The 15322-nt window shown below is 69.8% G+C and carries 20 protein-coding genes; 7 read left to right on the top strand and 13 right to left on the bottom strand.

What is annotated here, in order from left to right; all coding sequences use genetic code 11:
- Positions 1-4 precede the first annotated feature (4 nt).
- The 6 genes from E7742_RS03025 to typA all read right to left on the bottom strand — a co-directional run bounded on the left by E7742_RS03025 (position 5) and on the right by typA (position 5704).
- On the bottom strand, positions 5-214 hold the full coding sequence (locus E7742_RS03025) for a hypothetical protein (RefSeq protein WP_137797580.1): 210 nt from the start codon (positions 212-214) through the stop codon (positions 5-7).
- Positions 215-317: 103 nt separating this feature from the next.
- Complete coding sequence (locus tag E7742_RS03020) at positions 318-725, bottom strand: hypothetical protein (RefSeq protein WP_137797579.1); 408 nt, start codon at positions 723-725, stop codon at positions 318-320.
- A gap of 43 nt (positions 726-768) precedes the next feature.
- Positions 769-927 carry a hypothetical protein gene (locus E7742_RS23115; protein WP_175420392.1) on the bottom strand — a complete coding sequence of 53 codons (159 nt, stop codon included), beginning with the start codon at positions 925-927 and terminating at the stop codon, positions 769-771.
- A gap of 104 nt (positions 928-1031) precedes the next feature.
- The gene (gene mshB / locus E7742_RS03015; RefSeq protein WP_137797578.1) at positions 1032-1910 is read right to left on the bottom strand and encodes an N-acetyl-1-D-myo-inositol-2-amino-2-deoxy-alpha-D-glucopyranoside deacetylase; all 879 of its coding nucleotides are present in this window, start codon (positions 1908-1910) and stop codon (positions 1032-1034) included.
- 14 nt (positions 1911-1924) lie between these two features.
- A complete protein-coding gene (locus E7742_RS03010) occupies positions 1925-3715 on the bottom strand; it encodes an ABC transporter family substrate-binding protein (RefSeq protein WP_137797577.1) in 1791 nt (596 codons plus the stop codon).
- 93 nt (positions 3716-3808) lie between these two features.
- Positions 3809-5704 (bottom strand): translational GTPase TypA, encoded by a 1896-nt coding sequence (gene typA / locus E7742_RS03005; protein ID WP_137797576.1) that lies wholly within the window; start codon positions 5702-5704, stop codon positions 3809-3811.
- A 377-nt stretch (positions 5705-6081) separates the two neighbouring features.
- Between typA and E7742_RS03000 the strand changes: the two genes are divergently transcribed.
- Positions 6082-6264 (top strand): hypothetical protein, encoded by a 183-nt coding sequence (locus E7742_RS03000; protein WP_137797575.1) that lies wholly within the window; start codon positions 6082-6084, stop codon positions 6262-6264.
- A gap of 12 nt (positions 6265-6276) precedes the next feature.
- On the opposite strand, the gene E7742_RS02995 is transcribed toward E7742_RS03000, so the two are convergent.
- Entirely contained in the window at positions 6277-6669 is a 393-nt protein-coding gene (locus E7742_RS02995; RefSeq protein ID WP_137797574.1) for a (deoxy)nucleoside triphosphate pyrophosphohydrolase, read from the bottom strand.
- A gap of 33 nt (positions 6670-6702) precedes the next feature.
- Here E7742_RS02995 and E7742_RS02990 point away from each other — a divergent pair, with 33 nt between their 5' ends.
- Positions 6703-6993 (top strand): 4a-hydroxytetrahydrobiopterin dehydratase, encoded by a 291-nt coding sequence (locus E7742_RS02990; protein ID WP_137797573.1) that lies wholly within the window; start codon positions 6703-6705, stop codon positions 6991-6993.
- On the opposite strand, the gene E7742_RS02985 is transcribed toward E7742_RS02990, so the two are convergent.
- The gene (locus E7742_RS02985; protein WP_137797572.1) at positions 6935-8200 is read right to left on the bottom strand and encodes a mannosyltransferase; all 1266 of its coding nucleotides are present in this window, start codon (positions 8198-8200) and stop codon (positions 6935-6937) included. The genes E7742_RS02990 and E7742_RS02985 overlap by 59 nt on opposite strands.
- A 381-nt stretch (positions 8201-8581) precedes the next feature.
- Here E7742_RS02985 and E7742_RS02980 point away from each other — a divergent pair, with 381 nt between their 5' ends.
- Positions 8582-9319, top strand: coding sequence for an Rv1157c family protein (locus E7742_RS02980; protein WP_137801021.1), 738 nt, complete (start codon positions 8582-8584; stop codon positions 9317-9319).
- An 88-nt stretch (positions 9320-9407) separates the two neighbouring features.
- Complete coding sequence (locus E7742_RS02975) at positions 9408-9746, top strand: hypothetical protein (protein WP_137797571.1); 339 nt, start codon at positions 9408-9410, stop codon at positions 9744-9746.
- Here E7742_RS02975 and E7742_RS02970 read toward each other — a convergent pair.
- On the bottom strand, positions 9743-10216 hold the full coding sequence (locus E7742_RS02970; RefSeq protein ID WP_137797570.1) for a MarR family winged helix-turn-helix transcriptional regulator: 474 nt from the start codon (positions 10214-10216) through the stop codon (positions 9743-9745). The two genes, E7742_RS02975 and E7742_RS02970, sit on opposite strands and share 4 nt — an antisense overlap.
- Positions 10217-10341: 125 nt before the next feature.
- Between E7742_RS02970 and E7742_RS02965 the strand changes: the two genes are divergently transcribed.
- The gene (locus E7742_RS02965) at positions 10342-11775 is read left to right on the top strand and encodes an MFS transporter (protein ID WP_441346877.1); all 1434 of its coding nucleotides are present in this window, start codon (positions 10342-10344) and stop codon (positions 11773-11775) included.
- Positions 11776-11844: 69 nt separating this feature from the next.
- Here the strand turns inward: E7742_RS02965 and E7742_RS23110 are convergent, their stop codons facing one another.
- Positions 11845-12009: a hypothetical protein gene (locus E7742_RS23110; protein ID WP_175420391.1), complete on the bottom strand. Its 165-nt coding sequence runs from the start codon at positions 12007-12009 to the stop codon at positions 11845-11847.
- A 96-nt stretch (positions 12010-12105) separates the two neighbouring features.
- On the opposite strand from E7742_RS23110, the gene E7742_RS02960 reads away from it, so the two are divergent.
- Together E7742_RS02960 and E7742_RS02955 are read left to right on the top strand one after the other, a co-directional pair.
- Complete coding sequence (locus tag E7742_RS02960) at positions 12106-12348, top strand: maltose regulon activator MalT (protein WP_137797569.1); 243 nt, start codon at positions 12106-12108, stop codon at positions 12346-12348.
- A 108-nt stretch (positions 12349-12456) separates the two neighbouring features.
- Positions 12457-12957, top strand: a complete 501-nt coding sequence (locus tag E7742_RS02955) for a nuclear transport factor 2 family protein (protein WP_137797568.1) — start codon at positions 12457-12459, stop codon at positions 12955-12957.
- Positions 12958-13023: 66 nt separating this feature from the next.
- Here E7742_RS02955 and E7742_RS02950 read toward each other — a convergent pair whose 3' ends face one another.
- The 3 genes from E7742_RS02950 to E7742_RS02940 form a co-directional block, all read right to left on the bottom strand.
- Entirely contained in the window at positions 13024-13386 is a 363-nt protein-coding gene (locus tag E7742_RS02950) for a hypothetical protein (protein WP_137797567.1), read from the bottom strand.
- 80 nt (positions 13387-13466) lie between these two features.
- The gene (locus E7742_RS02945; RefSeq protein WP_137797566.1) at positions 13467-14201 is read right to left on the bottom strand and encodes a DUF1906 domain-containing protein; all 735 of its coding nucleotides are present in this window, start codon (positions 14199-14201) and stop codon (positions 13467-13469) included.
- 140 nt (positions 14202-14341) lie between these two features.
- Positions 14342-15313, bottom strand: a complete 972-nt coding sequence (locus E7742_RS02940; protein WP_137797565.1) for a restriction endonuclease — start codon at positions 15311-15313, stop codon at positions 14342-14344.
- Positions 15314-15322 lie beyond the last annotated feature (9 nt).

Genomic DNA, 15322 nt, shown 5'->3' with positions numbered 1-15322 from the left:
GCGACTACCCGTGGGGATAGTCCTCGTCGAGCGGAACGCTCCGATGCTGCTCGGCGGCATCGGCGGGGTTCACTTCGAGTGGTGTCGACGGGGGCGGCGACTCCTCCCGGTCGTCGTCCGACTCGGCCGGCGTCAACTGTTCGACGAGATCCGCCTCCGAGACGTCCGCGGCCTCTGCATCGTTTCCGGTGTCCTCGGCATCGGTCCGAACCATCACGACCACCTCCAGTCTCGACGGAGACCGCACTTGCTGTGCGGGCAACCTCCACCATAGGACGCTCCGCGTCGACCCGGGCGGGACGAACGACCCACGGCGGTCAGCGTTGGGCGGCGGCCACCAGCGACTCGAGCCGTACCCGAAACAGGTACAACCCCGCCGGCAGCAACGCCGCCACGAACAGCAGCAGGGTGCGCCAGTCCTCGAAGACCAGCACGTCGCCACCGGGGCCGGCTGCGGCACAGAGGCCGAATCCCACCAGCCACCCCACGAGCGGCAACGCGGCGAGCAGCGCACGATCGGTGAACTTGCGGGCACCCAGCACCAGCAGCAGATTGACGACCGCGGAGACCAGGACCGTCACCGGGAACGGCGTCGCCCCGATGTACGCGGGCAGGAACAGCACCGACAGCACCGCGCACAGGAAGCCGTCGAACGTCAGCAGGGCCAGCGTCGTGCGGGACTCGGCAGTGGTCGGCGGCGCAGCGTCGATGCTCGGGGCGGTCATACCCCGATCGTCCGTCATGCTCCCCCGTCGCGCGACGGCGGGGTCACGGCACAGGTGGATAGCCCAGCATCGTCAACAGCTCGCTGGTGTGGTCCGCGAAGTCGTACAGGGCGCCGTAGTACAGCTCGCGGAAGTACTGCGACATCGGACGCAGGCTGTCCACGAAGGCGACGATCGCGTTCTGGAGGTCCCAGTTGTACATGTCTCAGCCTTCCGGCTCGACCGACCCGAGACGCCTACGACGGACCCCCACGACCGTGGCGTGGCTCACATCCTACGGGGTGGAGGCCTCCGCCCCCGGCGTCTTCAGGATCCGAGACCGGCGAACAGATCCGTCTCGCGGCCGCGGGCGTCGCGCGGCCCCGCCTGCCCCCGGACCAGCATGAAGTGCTCCTCCGCCAGGATCGGCTGGACGACGTCGTTGGACAGCGCGAACTCGGTCCCCGACGGCGCCACCGTCACCTGCGTCGCGTGCGCGCGCAGCGCCTCCACCTTCCGCGGCATGACCGACGAGACGTCCACCGCGGCGGTCACCTCGTCGTCGGGCACGCTGGGCAGCTCGTCCGCCGCCGGCATACGCCAGCCGTCGGGCACCGCGGCGATCGCGGCGACACCGGCCACGAGCGCGGCGCGCTCCGTCACCGTCCAGTAGAACTTCGGGACCTCCCACGGCGCACCCGCGTCCGGGAACGCGCCGCTGCCCGCGGCGGCCACGGCCGCGGTCGTGAACCGGTGCGCCTGCACGTGGTCCGGATGCCCGTAGCCGCCGACCGGGTCGTACGTCACGACCACGTGCGGACGGAGCTCGCGGAGGACCGCCACCAGCGCCCCCACCGCCGTGTCCGAGTCGGCGTTCACGAACGCCCGCGGATTGCGGGCCGACGCGGTACCGGCCATGCCCGAGTCGCGCCACCGTCCGGCGCCGCCGAGGAACCGGGGCGCCGCCGCGCCCAGGGCCCGCAGCGCACCGGTCAGCTCGAGGATCCGGTACCCGCCGAGCTGGTCGGCGCGGTCGGCCGCCAGCTCGGCCCACCGCTCGCCGATCACCTCCCCCTCCTCGCCGAGCGTGCAGGTGAGGACCGTGACCTCGGCACCCGCTGCCGCGTACCGGGCGATCGTCCCGCCGGTCGTCAGGGTCTCGTCGTCCGGATGCGCGTGCACGAACAGGATGCGTCGGCCGTTCACCGGTGCCACCTCACTCACTTCGACGTCCGCGTCCACATGCCGGCGTCCGCGAAGATGCCCACCGGCACCGGGCCACCGAGCGTGACGCCCTCCACACCCGGCCCGGCGGCCACGATGGTGTTGTCCTGCAGCACGGGCATCGTCGCCGCCAGATCCCACAGCCGAGGCTCGGCGTCCGCGATCACCCGCGGCACGTCGGCGTCGCCGCGCAGCGCCTCGTCGATCGCCGTCTGCAGCGCCGGATCGCACAGGCCCGACAGATTGCTGGGGGACCGCTGGGCGCCACCCAGGCCGGGCTCGGGCGTCGGCGTCGGCGTCGGGGTGGCGCCGGGCGCCGCGAGCCGTTGGCAGCCGAACCTGGAGGCCAGGGCCGTCGCCGCGTCCGCGCCGGCCCGTTCCCAGCCGACGACCGCGTCGACGCGCCCGGCGGCCAGAGCGTCCCCGTAGAGATCCTCGGCGCGCAGCGCCCGCACCGACGCGGAGATACCGGCGGCCCGCCACTGGTCGGCGACGGTGTTGGCGACCGCGATCGCCGTGTCGTCGTTCTCGGGAGCCCCCACCACCATCGCCAGCTGCTCGGAGTCCCGCATCAGCCGTCCCTCGGTCAGCGTCTCGGGATCGCCGGCGTCCGTGGGGTTGGGGACCAGCTGGTAACCCGCCGCGGTCAGCAGTCCCATCGCCTGTTCGTGCGTCAGCGGAGCCGGTGCCGTGGCGACGTAGCCGGGATCGGACGGCGCGAGGACCTGCGCGCGGGCCGGCGTCGCCGCCGACTCGCTGCCCGCACCGACCGTGGCGAGCAGATCCGCGTCGAGGATGCCGAAGAGGCCCTTGCGCACCTGCCCGTCCTCGAGCTCGGCGACCCGGCCGTTGAGCGTGACCGCCAGGACTCGCGGCTGCAGTTCGGTCCCGGTGCGCACGTCGGGGATCACCGACAACTGCGCGAGCGTGGCCGCACCGCCGTGCACCCGCGCCACCTGCGCATCACCCGACCGCATGGAGTCCGCCAGCTGCGCGGGAGTGCCGCCGCGGCGCATCAGGATCTGGTCGGGCTTGGCCGGGGTGTCCCAGAACCGGTCGTTGCGCTCGAGCAGGATCTCGTCCCGCCCGCGGTCGACGGATTTGACGTGGAAGCGCCCACCCGACACCGGAATGTTGTCCGCCAGCCCGCGGGCGAAGCCGCCCGGCGAATCCTTGACCAGGTGCGACGGCAGCAGATCGGTGAACAACTCACGCCACGCCGGGTACGGCGCGGTGAACTTGACGGTGACGGTCTTGCCGCCCCCGGACGACTCGACGTCCTCGATGAGCCCGTAGCCGGCGGGATCGACGACTCCGGGCTGGCTGATCATCTGCTGCCACAGGTACCGGAAGTCCTCGGCGGCAATCGGCGCCCCGTCGGACCACTGGGCCTCGTTACGCAGCTGGTACGTGATCGACGACGGAACGTCGGGCGTCGACGGATTCACCGTCGCCGACACCAGCACCGACGGATCGAGGACCCAGCCGGTGCCGCCGGGCCGGGCCGGATCGAGCACCGGCCGGAAGGGGCTGGGCAGCACCAGCGACGTCACCGCGGAGTTCACGGGCGACTGGTCCGCGAGCAGGTGCGGGTTGAAGCCGCCGCCCACGTCGTCGATCGCGACCGCGACGGTGTTCTTGGTGGTGACCGCCGTCGTCGGTTTGGGACTGTCGGTGCTCTCGACGGGAGGGGGCGGATTGGCGGTGCACGCCGCTGCGGCGAGCACCGCAACTGCTGCCACCCCCGACAGAGCCCGCCGGCCCACTGCATGCCAGTGCAGCGTCACTACCCGTCCTCCCCTTTGCGCGCAGCGTTCACGGCCGTGCGCGCTGCGCGAGGGTCCAGCCTCGCACAGCGCGCACGGAACGCGTCGCGCACTTTACAGCGCGGCCTTGTCACGCGACTTGGCGCGCGAACGCTCACGCGCGCGGTCGGTCTGCGACAGGTGCAGCTTGCGCACGCGGACGGCCTCGGGGGTGACCTCGACGCACTCGTCGGCGGCACAGAACTCCATCGCGGCCTCGAGCGTCAGCTCGATCGGCTTGGCGAGGGTCTCGGTCGCGTCGGCGGTCGCCGACCGCATGTTGGTGAGCTTCTTCTCCTTGGTGACGTTGATGTCGAGGTCCTCGGCGCGCGGGTTGATGCCCACGACCATGCCCTCGTACGTGTCCGCGCCGGGCTCGACGAAGAAGGTGCCGCGATCGGCGAGCTGGATCATCGCGAACGGGGTGACCGAGCCGGCCCGGTCGGACACCAGCGAGCCGGTGTGGCGGGCGCGGATCTCCCCGGCCCACGGCGCGTAACCGTGCGAGACGGCGTTGGCGATACCGGTGCCGCGGGTCTCGGTGAGGAAGTCCGTGCGGAAGCCGATCAGGCCACGGGAGGGAACGATGAACTCCATCCGCACCCAGCCGGTGCCGTGGTTCGTCATCTGGACCATCTTGCCCTTGCGGTTCGCCAGCAACTGGGTGATCGCGCCGAGGTGCTCCTCGGGGGTGTCGATGGTCAGCTCCTCGAACGGCTCGTGCAGCTTGCCGTCGATCTGCCGGGTGACGACCTGCGGCTTGCCGACGGTGAGCTCGAAGCCCTCACGGCGCATCTGCTCCACGAGGATGGCCAGCGCCAGCTCGCCACGTCCCTGGACCTCCCACGCGTCGGGACGGCCGATGTCGAGCACCCGCAGCGACACGTTGCCGATCAGCTCGGAGTCCAGGCGCGACTTGACCATGCGCGCGGTCAGCTTGTGACCCTTGACGCGGCCGACCAGCGGCGACGTGTTGGTGCCGATGACCACCGAGATCGCCGGCTCGTCGACGGTGATCGTCGGCAGCGCGACGGGGTTCTCGACGTCGGCGAGGGTGTCACCGATCATGATCTCGGGGATTCCGGCGACCGCGACGATGTCGCCCGCGACGGCGGACTCGCCGGGCTCACGGGTGACACCGACCGTCTTGAGCAGCTCGGTGATCTTGACGTTCTTCACGCCGTCGCGGTGCATCCACGCGACGGTCTGGCCCTTGCGGAGCTCACCGTTGTGGATGCGCACCAGCGCCAGACGGCCCAGGAAGTCGGACGCGTCGAGGTTGGTGACGTGCGCCTGCAGCGGCGCGTCCGGGTCGCCCTTCGGGGCGGGGACGTGCTCCATCAGGACGTCGAACAGCACGTCGAGGTTCTCGGTGTCGGGGGCCGAACCGTCCGCCGGACGGTTCATCGAAGCCTTGCCCTCGCGGCCCGACGCGTACAGGACCGGAAGGTCCAGCAGCGCCTCGGCGGCCACGGCGGCGTCGTCGTCGAGGTCGGACGCCAGGTCCAGCAGCAGGTCCTGCGCCTCGGTGACGACCTCCTCGATGCGGGCGTCGGGACGGTCCGTCTTGTTCACGACGATGATCACCGGCAGGGACGCCGCGAGCGCCTTGCGCAGCACGAAGCGGGTCTGCGGCAGCGGGCCCTCGGACGCGTCGATGAGCAGGACGACGCCGTCGACCATGGACAGGCCGCGCTCGACCTCGCCGCCGAAGTCGGCGTGACCGGGGGTGTCGATGACGTTGATGACGGTGACCGTGCCGTCGGCGTTGTGGCGGTGGACGGCGGTGTTCTTCGCGAGGATGGTGATGCCCTTCTCGCGTTCGAGGTCACCGGAGTCCATGACGCGGTCGACCAGCTCGGCCCGTTCGGCGAAGGCGCCGGACTGGCGCAGCATGGCGTCGACGAGGGTGGTCTTGCCATGGTCGACGTGCGCGACGATGGCGACGTTACGGAAGTTGGTGGTGCTCACGCGGGGCGTTCTCCTGGCTGCTGACGGGGCCACGCGAGGTTGGTGTCGCACGGCATCTGGGCTGCCGCTGCGCGCATGCGTGATTCCCATTCGCGATCCCCCGGACATCGGAACGCAGCGATCATCGCGCGAAAGATCACGATGTGTGCACCGAACGAGGATTGCGGCCAGCGAATACCCTACCCGCCCGCGGCCCGCCTTCTTGCATCGCGTGCCCGCGGGACCGCCTCCGACCTGCGGATAGTGATCTGCACCACTGTCGTTCCGGGCGGGTTCGTCCCGTGTGCTCGAGACCCTTGCCTCGCGCGCGAATGAGGGTACGCTAACTCCGTGCCGGGGCGATCGCGCCGCACACGGGAGGAAGGCCGGGCTCGCACATGGGCAAGGGGAAGGTGAAGGCCAGCAAGGTTTCTGGCCTCAAGCCCAAGAAGAAGTGCTGCCGCAAGAAGACGCGCTGTCTGAAGTGCCCCGTCGTGATCATGCGGATGAAGCGGCTCGAGAACGACGGCGCGACCAAGAAGGAACTCAAGAAGGGCCTCAAGAAGGCTCGCGCGGCGTGAGAGTGCCCGCGATCACTCCCCGAGCAGTGTGACGAGATCGGGGATCCAGCCGCGATCGTTGTCGACGAGCGCGATCTCGCGGAGCTGCCGGGCGTCGACCCAGCACAGTGCGGCGTGATCGAGCGCCTGCGGGGTGCCGCTGACCAGGTTCGCCCGATAGGCGCGCAGGACCAGCCCGCCGGGCAGCGGGACGTCGGCGCCCACCCGCTCCCCCGCCGTCACCTCGACTCCGAGTTCCTCGCACAGTTCGCGCCGGAGCGCGGCGCCGGCGCTCTCGCCGGGCTCGACCTTGCCGCCGGGCAGCTCCCACAGCCCGGCAAGTTCCGGCGGCCGGTTCCGCTGCGCCAGCAGCAGCCGTCCGTCGCGGATCAGAGCGGCCGCGACGACCTCACGTTCGACGGTCATTGCGGTCCCTTCGACATCGACTCATCATGGGGTATGGCCGAGCTGCTGTCCGACCCCGACATCGACACCGCGCTCACGGATCTGCCGCACTGGCGCCGCGCCGGCGACACGCTCACCCGCACCGTCGAGTCGGCGAGCTTCCCCGCCGCGATCACGCTGGTCGACCAGGTCGCCGAGGTCGCCGAGTCGATGAATCACCATCCCGACATCGACATTCGCTGGCGCAAGGTGACGTACTCGCTGTCCACCCACTCCGCCGGTGGCATCACGCAATCGGATCTCGAGCTGGCTCGCCGGATCGACGAGCTGGCGGCGTCGGCGTAGCGCGGTTCCGGCGGCCCGCGTACGCCACCCACACGAAGACGGCGAGCGCGCCGACGACGTTGACGGTGCCCGCCCAAGCCAGCACGCCGGGACGGGAGATCGACTCCTCCTCGATCTGCTTGAGCACCCACGGGACACCGACGGCGGTGACCACCAGCCACGTCGCGGCGACGACACGGGTACCGAGCAGCCGGCCGTACGGACCGTGGACCAGCCAGACGAGCATCGGCAGCACCCACACCCAGTGGTGCACCCACGAGATCGGTGAGACGAGCAGTCCGAACAGTTGCACGAGCACGAGGGTGCCGAGCCGGTCGTCGGGGCCGAGCGCGCGCCAGGCCAGGACGGCCAGTGCCGCCGACACCACGACGGCCACCACCCACACCGCGCCGGAGCCGACGTCGTGTCCGGCGAGCCGGCTCAGGGCGCCGCGAAGCGACTGGTTCCAGGCCGAGCCGACCGGCCCGATCCGGTCGGCGTCACCGAACTTGGAGGTGAAATAGTCCCGCGCCTGCGGGCCGATCACCAGGTAGCTCACCGCCACGGTGCCCGCGAACGCCACCGCCGAGAAGACCGCGGCGCGCCAGCGTCGCTGCGCGAGGAAGTACAACCCCGTCACGGCCGGGGTGAGCTTGATGCCGGCGAGCACGCCGACGATGCCGCCCGAGAGCCACGAGCGGGCGCTGCGCACCGCGAGCATCGCGCCGAGTACCAGGAAGACGTTGACCTGTCCGTAGTCCAGCGTGGTCCGGACCGGTTCGCTCCACACCCCGACCGCCGTCCACAGCATCGCGACGTGCACCCACGCACGTTCCCGTGCCCGGTCCCCCAGCATCAGTTCGAGGCTGATCCGGATCACCCAGAACAGCGCCAGGACGGTGCACACCTGCCACAGGACACCGACCAGCCCGAACGGCAGATAGTGCAGCGGCAGGAACACGAGCGCCGCGAACGGCGGGTACGTGAAGGGCAGCGGGAAGTCCGGCGTCTCCTCCGAGTATGTGAAGCCGTACAGGTCGCCGCGCAGCAGGGCGGCCGAGCCGTCCACGTAGACGTGGAGGTCGACGAAGTTGGTGCCGTTGGGAGTGAGCAGGGTCCACACCAGCCGCGCCAGGACCGAGAGCCCGAGCAGGACCGGCGCCCACCGGACGAGCGTGTGCCGGAGCGGTGTACGCGTCGCCCCCTCGGCGCGTGGAAGCTGTGACACTGCTGGCGCTCTCCCTGATCGTGTGGCTGGACGCACCCAGTGTGGCGCAGCGGCGGGAAGGACCAGGTGTCGCGTCAGCCTAACGCGGCACGTGCGGCGCCGGAAATAAGTTCCCCATCCGTAACAGTTGCATCAAGCTTCACATTCTCCCCACTGGCAACGGCTATTGTCACCGGGCGATGGCAGTTGAGTCACAGCATGAATAGACTTCTCGCGACGCAAGTCACGAATGGGTCGTACAGACGAGTCTGTACACATCGGGGGCGAGCCCTGGAGTGACCCGCGATCGTGCGGGCCGACGGCCCGCCCGGTAGGCCGCCGACACTGCACCGCAGTCGTCAGAACGACAAGGATGGGGAAACCGTGATTCGTACCCGAGGAATGCGACGAGCGATCACTGCCTGCGCGGTCGCAGCCGCCGCGGCACTCGCCGTCCCGGCCACCGCCACCGCGCAGCCCACGCTCCCCGGTGTCCCCGAAGGCGTGCCGATCGATGCGCTGGCATCGCTCGCCCCGGCCATCCTGGGCGCGGCCGCCGCGCCGGCCGACCTGCAGGACGTCGACGCCAAGGCCGACCTCCTGGCGCAGGCCCGTGCCCTGCTCGAGGGCGCCAACCTGCCGCCGGAGCTCAAGTCCACTCTCGAGCGCGTCATCACGTTCCTCGACGGCAGCGGCGGCGGCGGTCCCGAGATCCCGCAGGACGGGCCCGTCATCGCGCAGTTCCTCTACCCCACCGTCGGTCAGGGCTGCATCGCGCCGTCGAGCGACTCGGTCGGCACCGCGCTCGCGGTCCCCGGTCCGGCGCACCTACCCCCGCCCGGTCCGGCCGCCGGTCAGGCCGGCTTCGTCTTCACCGCGCTCGGCACCGCGAAGGCGGCACCGAACCAGGGCATGACGGTGTCGTGGATCAACGTCGACAACGGCCGCCGCGAGACCCAGAACCTCACCACCGAGGCCCGGATCAACCCGGACGGCCCGGCCACCCTGTCGGCGATCGCGAACACCGGCCCCGGGCGTGTCCTCGCCGTCATCTCGGGCTCGTTGACCACCGAACCCGACGGCGCGGCCCCCATCACGTGCAACTTCCTGCCGACCGTCGGCATGTTCACGGTCGCGTAGCCGCGCGTCTCCGCCGAACGGATGGGCCCCGCCGCATTGCGGCGGGGCCTTTTCCTTCGCAGTGCGCGCCGGCGTGGTAGACCGAGACATGGCCGAGAGCACCCAGTCCATCCGCTCGTGGCGATCGCGCCGATCCATCCTCTCGATCAGTTCGGAGGGATCGATCCTCTCCGTCGGCAGCGTCGGATCGGTCTTGTCGATCGGCAGCGTCGGATCGTTCCTGTCCGTCGGGTCGATCGGGTCGGCCGGATCGGTGCTGTCCTCGCTGTCGTTCGCGAGTATCGGATCCGCTCTGTCGGGATTGTCCCGGTGGTCGCTGCTGTCCTGGCGCGCGGTGCACCACGCCCCGGACGAGCGCCCGTCCCTCGTGGTCGTCGCCGACGAACCCGAGCTGGCCGGCTCACCGACCGGGCACGTGCAGTCCTAGCTCTCGCCGGGCCGCGGCCACGGGCGACCCTCGATCTGCTCGACGGCGCGGTTGAACCGGACCAGCATGTCCCGCAGACTGCGCGAGTCCTCGTCCGACCACTCGGTGAGCACGCTGTCGACACCGCGGCAGTTCGTCTCACGGTCGGCGAGCAGCTTGTGCAGCCCCAGCTCGGTCGGACGGATCTTGCGAGCGACGCCGCCGTCGGGGTCGGCCACCCGTTCGACGTACCCGTTGCGCTCGAGCGCCCCGACCTGTCGGTTGATCGTCGAGATGTCGAGCCGGAACGCCTCCGACAGTTCCTTGAGACTCATCGGCGCCTCCAACTCGAGCCGCGAGAGCAGGAGGTAGGCCGAGCGTTCGAGCTTCTGCTTGCCGCGCTGCCGGGAGAGTGTGTGGTACCGCGACAACAGCGTCAGCTCGTACTCGATCTCCGCCGTCACGCGGTCCGCGTCGGGCACCTGCGTCATCCTCTCGTCACCGTCGCCGGGTTTGTCCGCATTGTGCACCCTGCACACGGTGTGTACTCTACACACTCTTGCCGATTCGGCTATCTTGCAAGTTTTTTCGTAGCAGTTGATTCGAGGAGTTTCCGTTGACCCCACCCGTGGCGTCCGCGCCGCCGGCGACCGCGCGTTCCGGCTCCGGCGGCGGCCTCATCGTCGCAGTCCTGGGGTTCTGCGGGATCGTCGTCGCGCTCATGCAAACCCTCGTGGTGCCGATCATTCCGCAGTTGCCGCACCTGATCTCGGCGTCACCCGCCGACGCGTCCTGGGCGGTGACCGCCACGCTCCTCGCCGCGGCCGTGGTCACCCCGATCGCCGGCCGGCTCGGCGACATGTACGGCAAGAAGCGCATTCTCGTCGTCAGCCTCTTCCTGGTGGTCGCCGGGTCCGTCGTCTGCGCATTCGCGCATTCGTTGATTCCGTTGATCGTCGGGCGGGCGTTGCAGGGCGCGTCGGTGGGTGTCATCCCACTGGGCATCAGCATCCTGCGGGACGAGCTGCCGCCCCGGAAGGTTGCCGGTGCGATGGCGATCGTGAGCGCCACTCTCGGCGTCGGTGGCGCGGTCGGGTTGCCGGTGGCGGCGGCCGTCGCCCAGGTGGCGGACTGGCACGTACTGTTCTGGATGTCCGCCGGACTCGGCCTCGTCTGCGCCGCGCTCGCGTTCGCCGTGATCCCCGAATCGCCGGTCCGCACCTCCGGCCGGTTCGACGTCCTCGGCGCCGCGGGTCTGAGCGCCGCACTGATCCTGTTTCTGCTGCCGATCACCAAGGGCGGCACGTGGGGCTGGAGCGATCCCCTGACCCTGGGGTTGCTGGGGGCCTCCGCGCTCGTGTTCGTGGTGTGGGGGTTCTTCCAGTTGCGCACCGCCCGGCCGCTGGTCGACCTGCGCGTCTCGGCCCGCCCGCACGTGCTGTTCACCAACCTGGCGTCGATCGCCATCGGCTTCTCGATGTACGGCAACTCGTTGACGTTGCCGCAGTTGCTCATGGCGCCCGAATCCACCGGGTACGGGCTGGGGCTGTCGATGGTCTCCGCCGGCCTCGCGCTGGCGCCCGGCGGTCTCGTGATGATGGCGCTCTCCCCCGTGTCGGCGAAGATCTCGGCGTGGCGCGGCCCGCGCTTCACGCTCATGGTGGGCTCCACCGTGGTGGGCCTCGGCTACCTCTTCGTCTTCTTCCTCTCGTCCACCGTGTGGATGATCCTGCTCGGCGGCATGGTCATCGGCGCGGGCGTGGGTCTGAGCTACTCGTCCATGCCGGCACTGATCATCGGCGCCGTTCCGGTGTCCGAGACGGCGGCCGCGAACGGGTTGAACTCGCTCATGCGCTCCATCGGGACGTCGAGTGCCGCGGCCGTCATCAGCGTCGTGCTGGCGAGCATGACCGTGACACTCGGGACGGCCACCATCCCGTCCTACGACGCCTTCCGCGCGACCTTCGTCATCGCCATCGTCGCCGCGGTCGTCGCGCTGGTGTTCGCGTTCCTCATCCCGAGGACGCGCCGCGCTGCCGGGCACGGCTGACGACCGACCACCCCCCGACACGGCGAAGGCCCGCACCGGTGATCCGGTGCGGGCCTTCGCCGTCGAGAACTACGGGTTCTGGACCTGACCGCCGCCCGAGGACCCGTCCGAGGAGCCGATGTACAGGTTCGCCAGAAGCGAGTAGAAGAGGTTGATCAGGAACTCCACGAGACCCTCCGAGTCGTAGCTGCTGTCGGACCGGTGTCCGAGCGGTCCGGCGGTCCGGCCCCGCATCCGACATATCGGGTCGTCCGTCCAACTTGTTTCACCGCCGCCGAGCGGTAGCGTTGGACGTGCATCGTGTAGTCACTCCAGACGGGAGTCGCGACCATGAGCAAAGAGAAGTGGTGGGTGCTGGCGGGACCCGACTGTGGGTGGTCGCTGGAGCAGAGACCGAACGGCGATCACGTGGTCGTCAACCAGTCGACGGCCGAGGAACACCTCCTGGCCGGCTACCAGTGGATGCACGTCAAGCACGACGACGCCGCCACCGGCACCCCCGCGCACGCCCTCAAGGTGCTGGGTGAGGGCCCGCCACCGTTCGGCGCCTGGACCGAGCTGCACGGGACCTGACGGATTCGCCCCGTTCCCACCAAAGAACTGAAACACGTTCCAGCCATGCGTTAGGTTGCAGGAGGCCCCGGCAGCGGGTGCCGCAACCGAGCAGGAGGAGCGTAGGCGATGGTGTGGACCCGCGACGAGCTCGAGGCCGCCTTCGAGAACTACCGGAAGACCGTCGTGCGGGCGACGCAGACCGGTGACTGGAACGTCTTCGCCGATCAGTTCACCGAGGACGCGACGTACGTCGAGCACGCGTTCGGGAGTTTCGCGGGGCGGGAGGCCATCCGTCGCTGGGTCACGCGCACCATGACCGCGTTCCCGGGAAACCGCATGCCCGAGTTCCCGGTCTCCTGGTACGTGATCGACGAAGAGCGCGGGTGGGTGATCTGCGAGGTGCAGAACCCGATGGAGGATCCGGGGGACGGCACCGAGCACGGGGCCGCGAACATCACGATCCTCCACTACGCGGGCGACAACCTGTGGTCGCACGAGGAGGACGCGTACAACCCCATGAATTTCCTGTCGATGGCGAAGACGTGGTGCCGGCACGCGGACGCGACGGGCACGCTGCCCGACGACGCCCGAGCGTGGCTCGACAAGATGGCCGGCGTCCCGGGCTGATCCCGCCTTCCGGACGACGACGGGCGCCCTCCTCGTGGAGGGCGCCCGTCGTGGCCTCGGTCTGCGTCAGTAATTCGTCCAGAGGACAGCGATGAGCGCGTTGACGACGGCGAGGATGCCGACGATGTGCGCGAAGTTCGGGTTGCCCTCGCCTCGCTTCTGACGGGCCCGGCCGATCTCGGCGACCGCGACGACGACGAGCGAGATCACCAGCTTGACGCCGATCTTGGCATGGTCGTAGTCCTTGCCGAGCGACTCGACGGCCTCACCGAGGCCGACGATCACCAGACCGGACAGCAGCTGGATGCGCGCGCCCCAGACCATCACCTCGCTGACCCGCGGGGCCTTCAGGACCGAGAGGTATCCACCGACGATCGCGGCCATGCCCAGCAGGTGCACGGCGACGAGGATGTTGTAGAGGACAGACATGCCCTTACCTTAGCTTTACGTTCGGGGTACACCCCGCCGGTCGATCGAAAATCAACCGATGGATGGATGCCGGCGGCGGGCTACGACAGGAAGAACGGGCGGCGCAGCGCCCACTGGCCGTAGTCAGGCTTGAGGATCGAGTTGAGATCGACGCCGATCCCGTCGATCTTGCGCTTGTCGATCTCGAACTGGTGCAGGTGCGCGGCCGGGTGCACGTAACCGGCCGGTGTTCCCCAGTTGTGCTGCCAGAACCACGTACCGACGCCGGCCCGCAGGCACCGGTCGATCGTGGGCGTGTTCGCGTAGACGCCGACGTTCTCGCGTCCGACGACGTTCGCCCAGCCGCGCAGGTACGGGGCGATGAGGTTGTCGAACTCCCAGGCCGACGGGTTGTCGTCGATGGCAGCGTAGATCGGCGCGTCGTCGGGTCCGCCCGCCGCGCGGTGCAGGTCGCGGCCGCGCTGCGCGTGGCGCACACCGGCGTCGAACCCGCCGCGCCAGTCGGAGGTCTCCCCCTTGCCGAACTGGTAGCAGGAGACGATCTGGAGGCCGAGCGCCGCCATCGCCGTGGCCTCGGGGACCTGCATCGGCTTGCCCAGCATCCACTCGGCGCCGGGGCGCCGGTCGGAGACGTAGCGGATGGCGCCGACGTGTCCCGCCGCGCGGATGCTCAGCGGGGACGGCACTCCGGCCGAGAAGTCGACGAGCGTTGCCGGCCCGGCGTTCGCCGTCGACGGGCCCGCGACCGCCGCCAGTCCCGCCGCGGCGGTGCCGGCGGCAGCGATCTTGAACAACCCACGTCTGGAAACTTGCACGACTGACCTCGTCTCACCGGACGGTGCCGGCCTCGCTCCACTGAACGCCCGCGTCCGATCCGACTCGGGCCCTGCTGAATTCGACGCTTATTCCACCACAGCCACTCTGGTTCCGTCAGTCACATCGGCAACTTCGGTGATCAGTCGGACTCGAGCCCCGCGAAGAAGTCGACCTGCACCGCCACGTCCTCCACCACGCGGGTGGTCGTCCGCACCCCGAGCGCGTGTTCCTTGAGGAGTTCGCAGAGCCGGTCACCGTCGATGAGGTCCACCGGTGGAGCGCCGTCGCGGCGGGACTCGGCGCGCGCCTCGCTGGTGAACGTGCCCGTCGTGATGAGCAGGCCCTTCTCCCCACGCCCGGCCATGGCACCGCGCAGGTCGCGCACCGCCCCGACACCCACACTGCCGTTGACGCGCTTGCACTGGAAGGCGACCGGGAAGCTCAGCAACGAGATCTGACACATCCCGATACCGTCCATCCCGCCGTCGGAACTCCGTCCGGTGATCGTGGCGGTGGAGAACCCGGCTTCCCGCAGCAACCGCTGGGTGAGCCGTTCGAACGCGGTGGACGACATCCGCAAGATCGCGTCGAGCAGCGCGGCTTTCCACTCGACGACGTCTCCGGACTCCCCGTAGGCGCTGTCGGGCTCCGGCGTCGAGTGCGTCTCTCCCAACGGGAGAGCCTGCGCGCCTGGGGAATTGGCCTTGCGATTGAGACGCTGGCGCCGCTTGTCGGCGGTGAAGGTGGCCAGCAGCGGCCGAATGTCACTCTCGGTCACCTCCCGGCCCCGCTTGGTCACGCTCCACACGGCGCGACGACTGTTGGCGAGCAGGCCCATCCCTTTGAGATATGTACGGGCCCAAGCCAATCGGTACTCGACCTCGGTTCCGGGTCCGTCGCCGTGCACTATCCCCTGCACGGCTGGTGACCATCCCTCGCGTTCGACGACCGCGCTGTCGAGTTCGTTGTTGGACGCCGAACCGCCGAGTGCGATGAGCGCCTGCAGCGTGGGCCACAGCAGTTCGGTGTACGGGGGAAGCTGCGCGATCAGGCTCGCCTGATCGGCGCCGTCTCCACGCTGCGGCTCCTGCACCTGCACACCCACTCCCATCGCACCGTC

Source organism: Rhodococcus sp. SGAir0479 (genome assembly GCF_005484805.1).
In the GTDB taxonomy this organism is placed as follows: Bacteria; Actinomycetota; Actinomycetes; order Mycobacteriales; family Mycobacteriaceae; genus Prescottella.
Note: the sequence above shows the minus strand (reverse complement) of the source record. Positions and strands in the feature narration are given on the sequence as shown.

What these genes read in the sequence shown, in the direction of transcription:
- E7742_RS03025 (WP_137797580.1), bottom strand. Translation starts at nt 214, where the DNA reads ATGGTTCGGACCGATGCCGAGGACACCGGAAACGATGCAGAGGCCGCG.
- E7742_RS03020 (WP_137797579.1), bottom strand. Translation starts at nt 725, where the DNA reads ATGACCGCCCCGAGCATCGACGCTGCGCCGCCGACCACTGCCGAGTCC.
- E7742_RS23115 (WP_175420392.1), bottom strand. Translation starts at nt 927, where the DNA reads ATGTACAACTGGGACCTCCAGAACGCGATCGTCGCCTTCGTGGACAGC.
- E7742_RS03000 (WP_137797575.1), top strand. Translation starts at nt 6,082, where the DNA reads ATGGGCAAGGGGAAGGTGAAGGCCAGCAAGGTTTCTGGCCTCAAGCCC.
- E7742_RS02995 (WP_137797574.1), bottom strand. Translation starts at nt 6,669, where the DNA reads ATGACCGTCGAACGTGAGGTCGTCGCGGCCGCTCTGATCCGCGACGGA.
- E7742_RS02990 (WP_137797573.1), top strand. Translation starts at nt 6,703, where the DNA reads ATGGCCGAGCTGCTGTCCGACCCCGACATCGACACCGCGCTCACGGAT.
- E7742_RS02980 (WP_137801021.1), top strand. Translation starts at nt 8,582, where the DNA reads ATGCGACGAGCGATCACTGCCTGCGCGGTCGCAGCCGCCGCGGCACTC.
- E7742_RS02975 (WP_137797571.1), top strand. Translation starts at nt 9,408, where the DNA reads ATGGCCGAGAGCACCCAGTCCATCCGCTCGTGGCGATCGCGCCGATCC.
- E7742_RS02970 (WP_137797570.1), bottom strand. Translation starts at nt 10,216, where the DNA reads ATGACGCAGGTGCCCGACGCGGACCGCGTGACGGCGGAGATCGAGTAC.
- E7742_RS23110 (WP_175420391.1), bottom strand. Translation starts at nt 12,009, where the DNA reads ATGCGGGGCCGGACCGCCGGACCGCTCGGACACCGGTCCGACAGCAGC.
- E7742_RS02960 (WP_137797569.1), top strand. Translation starts at nt 12,106, where the DNA reads ATGAGCAAAGAGAAGTGGTGGGTGCTGGCGGGACCCGACTGTGGGTGG.
- E7742_RS02955 (WP_137797568.1), top strand. Translation starts at nt 12,457, where the DNA reads ATGGTGTGGACCCGCGACGAGCTCGAGGCCGCCTTCGAGAACTACCGG.
- E7742_RS02950 (WP_137797567.1), bottom strand. Translation starts at nt 13,386, where the DNA reads ATGTCTGTCCTCTACAACATCCTCGTCGCCGTGCACCTGCTGGGCATG.
- E7742_RS02940 (WP_137797565.1), bottom strand. Translation starts at nt 15,313, where the DNA reads ATGGGAGTGGGTGTGCAGGTGCAGGAGCCGCAGCGTGGAGACGGCGCC.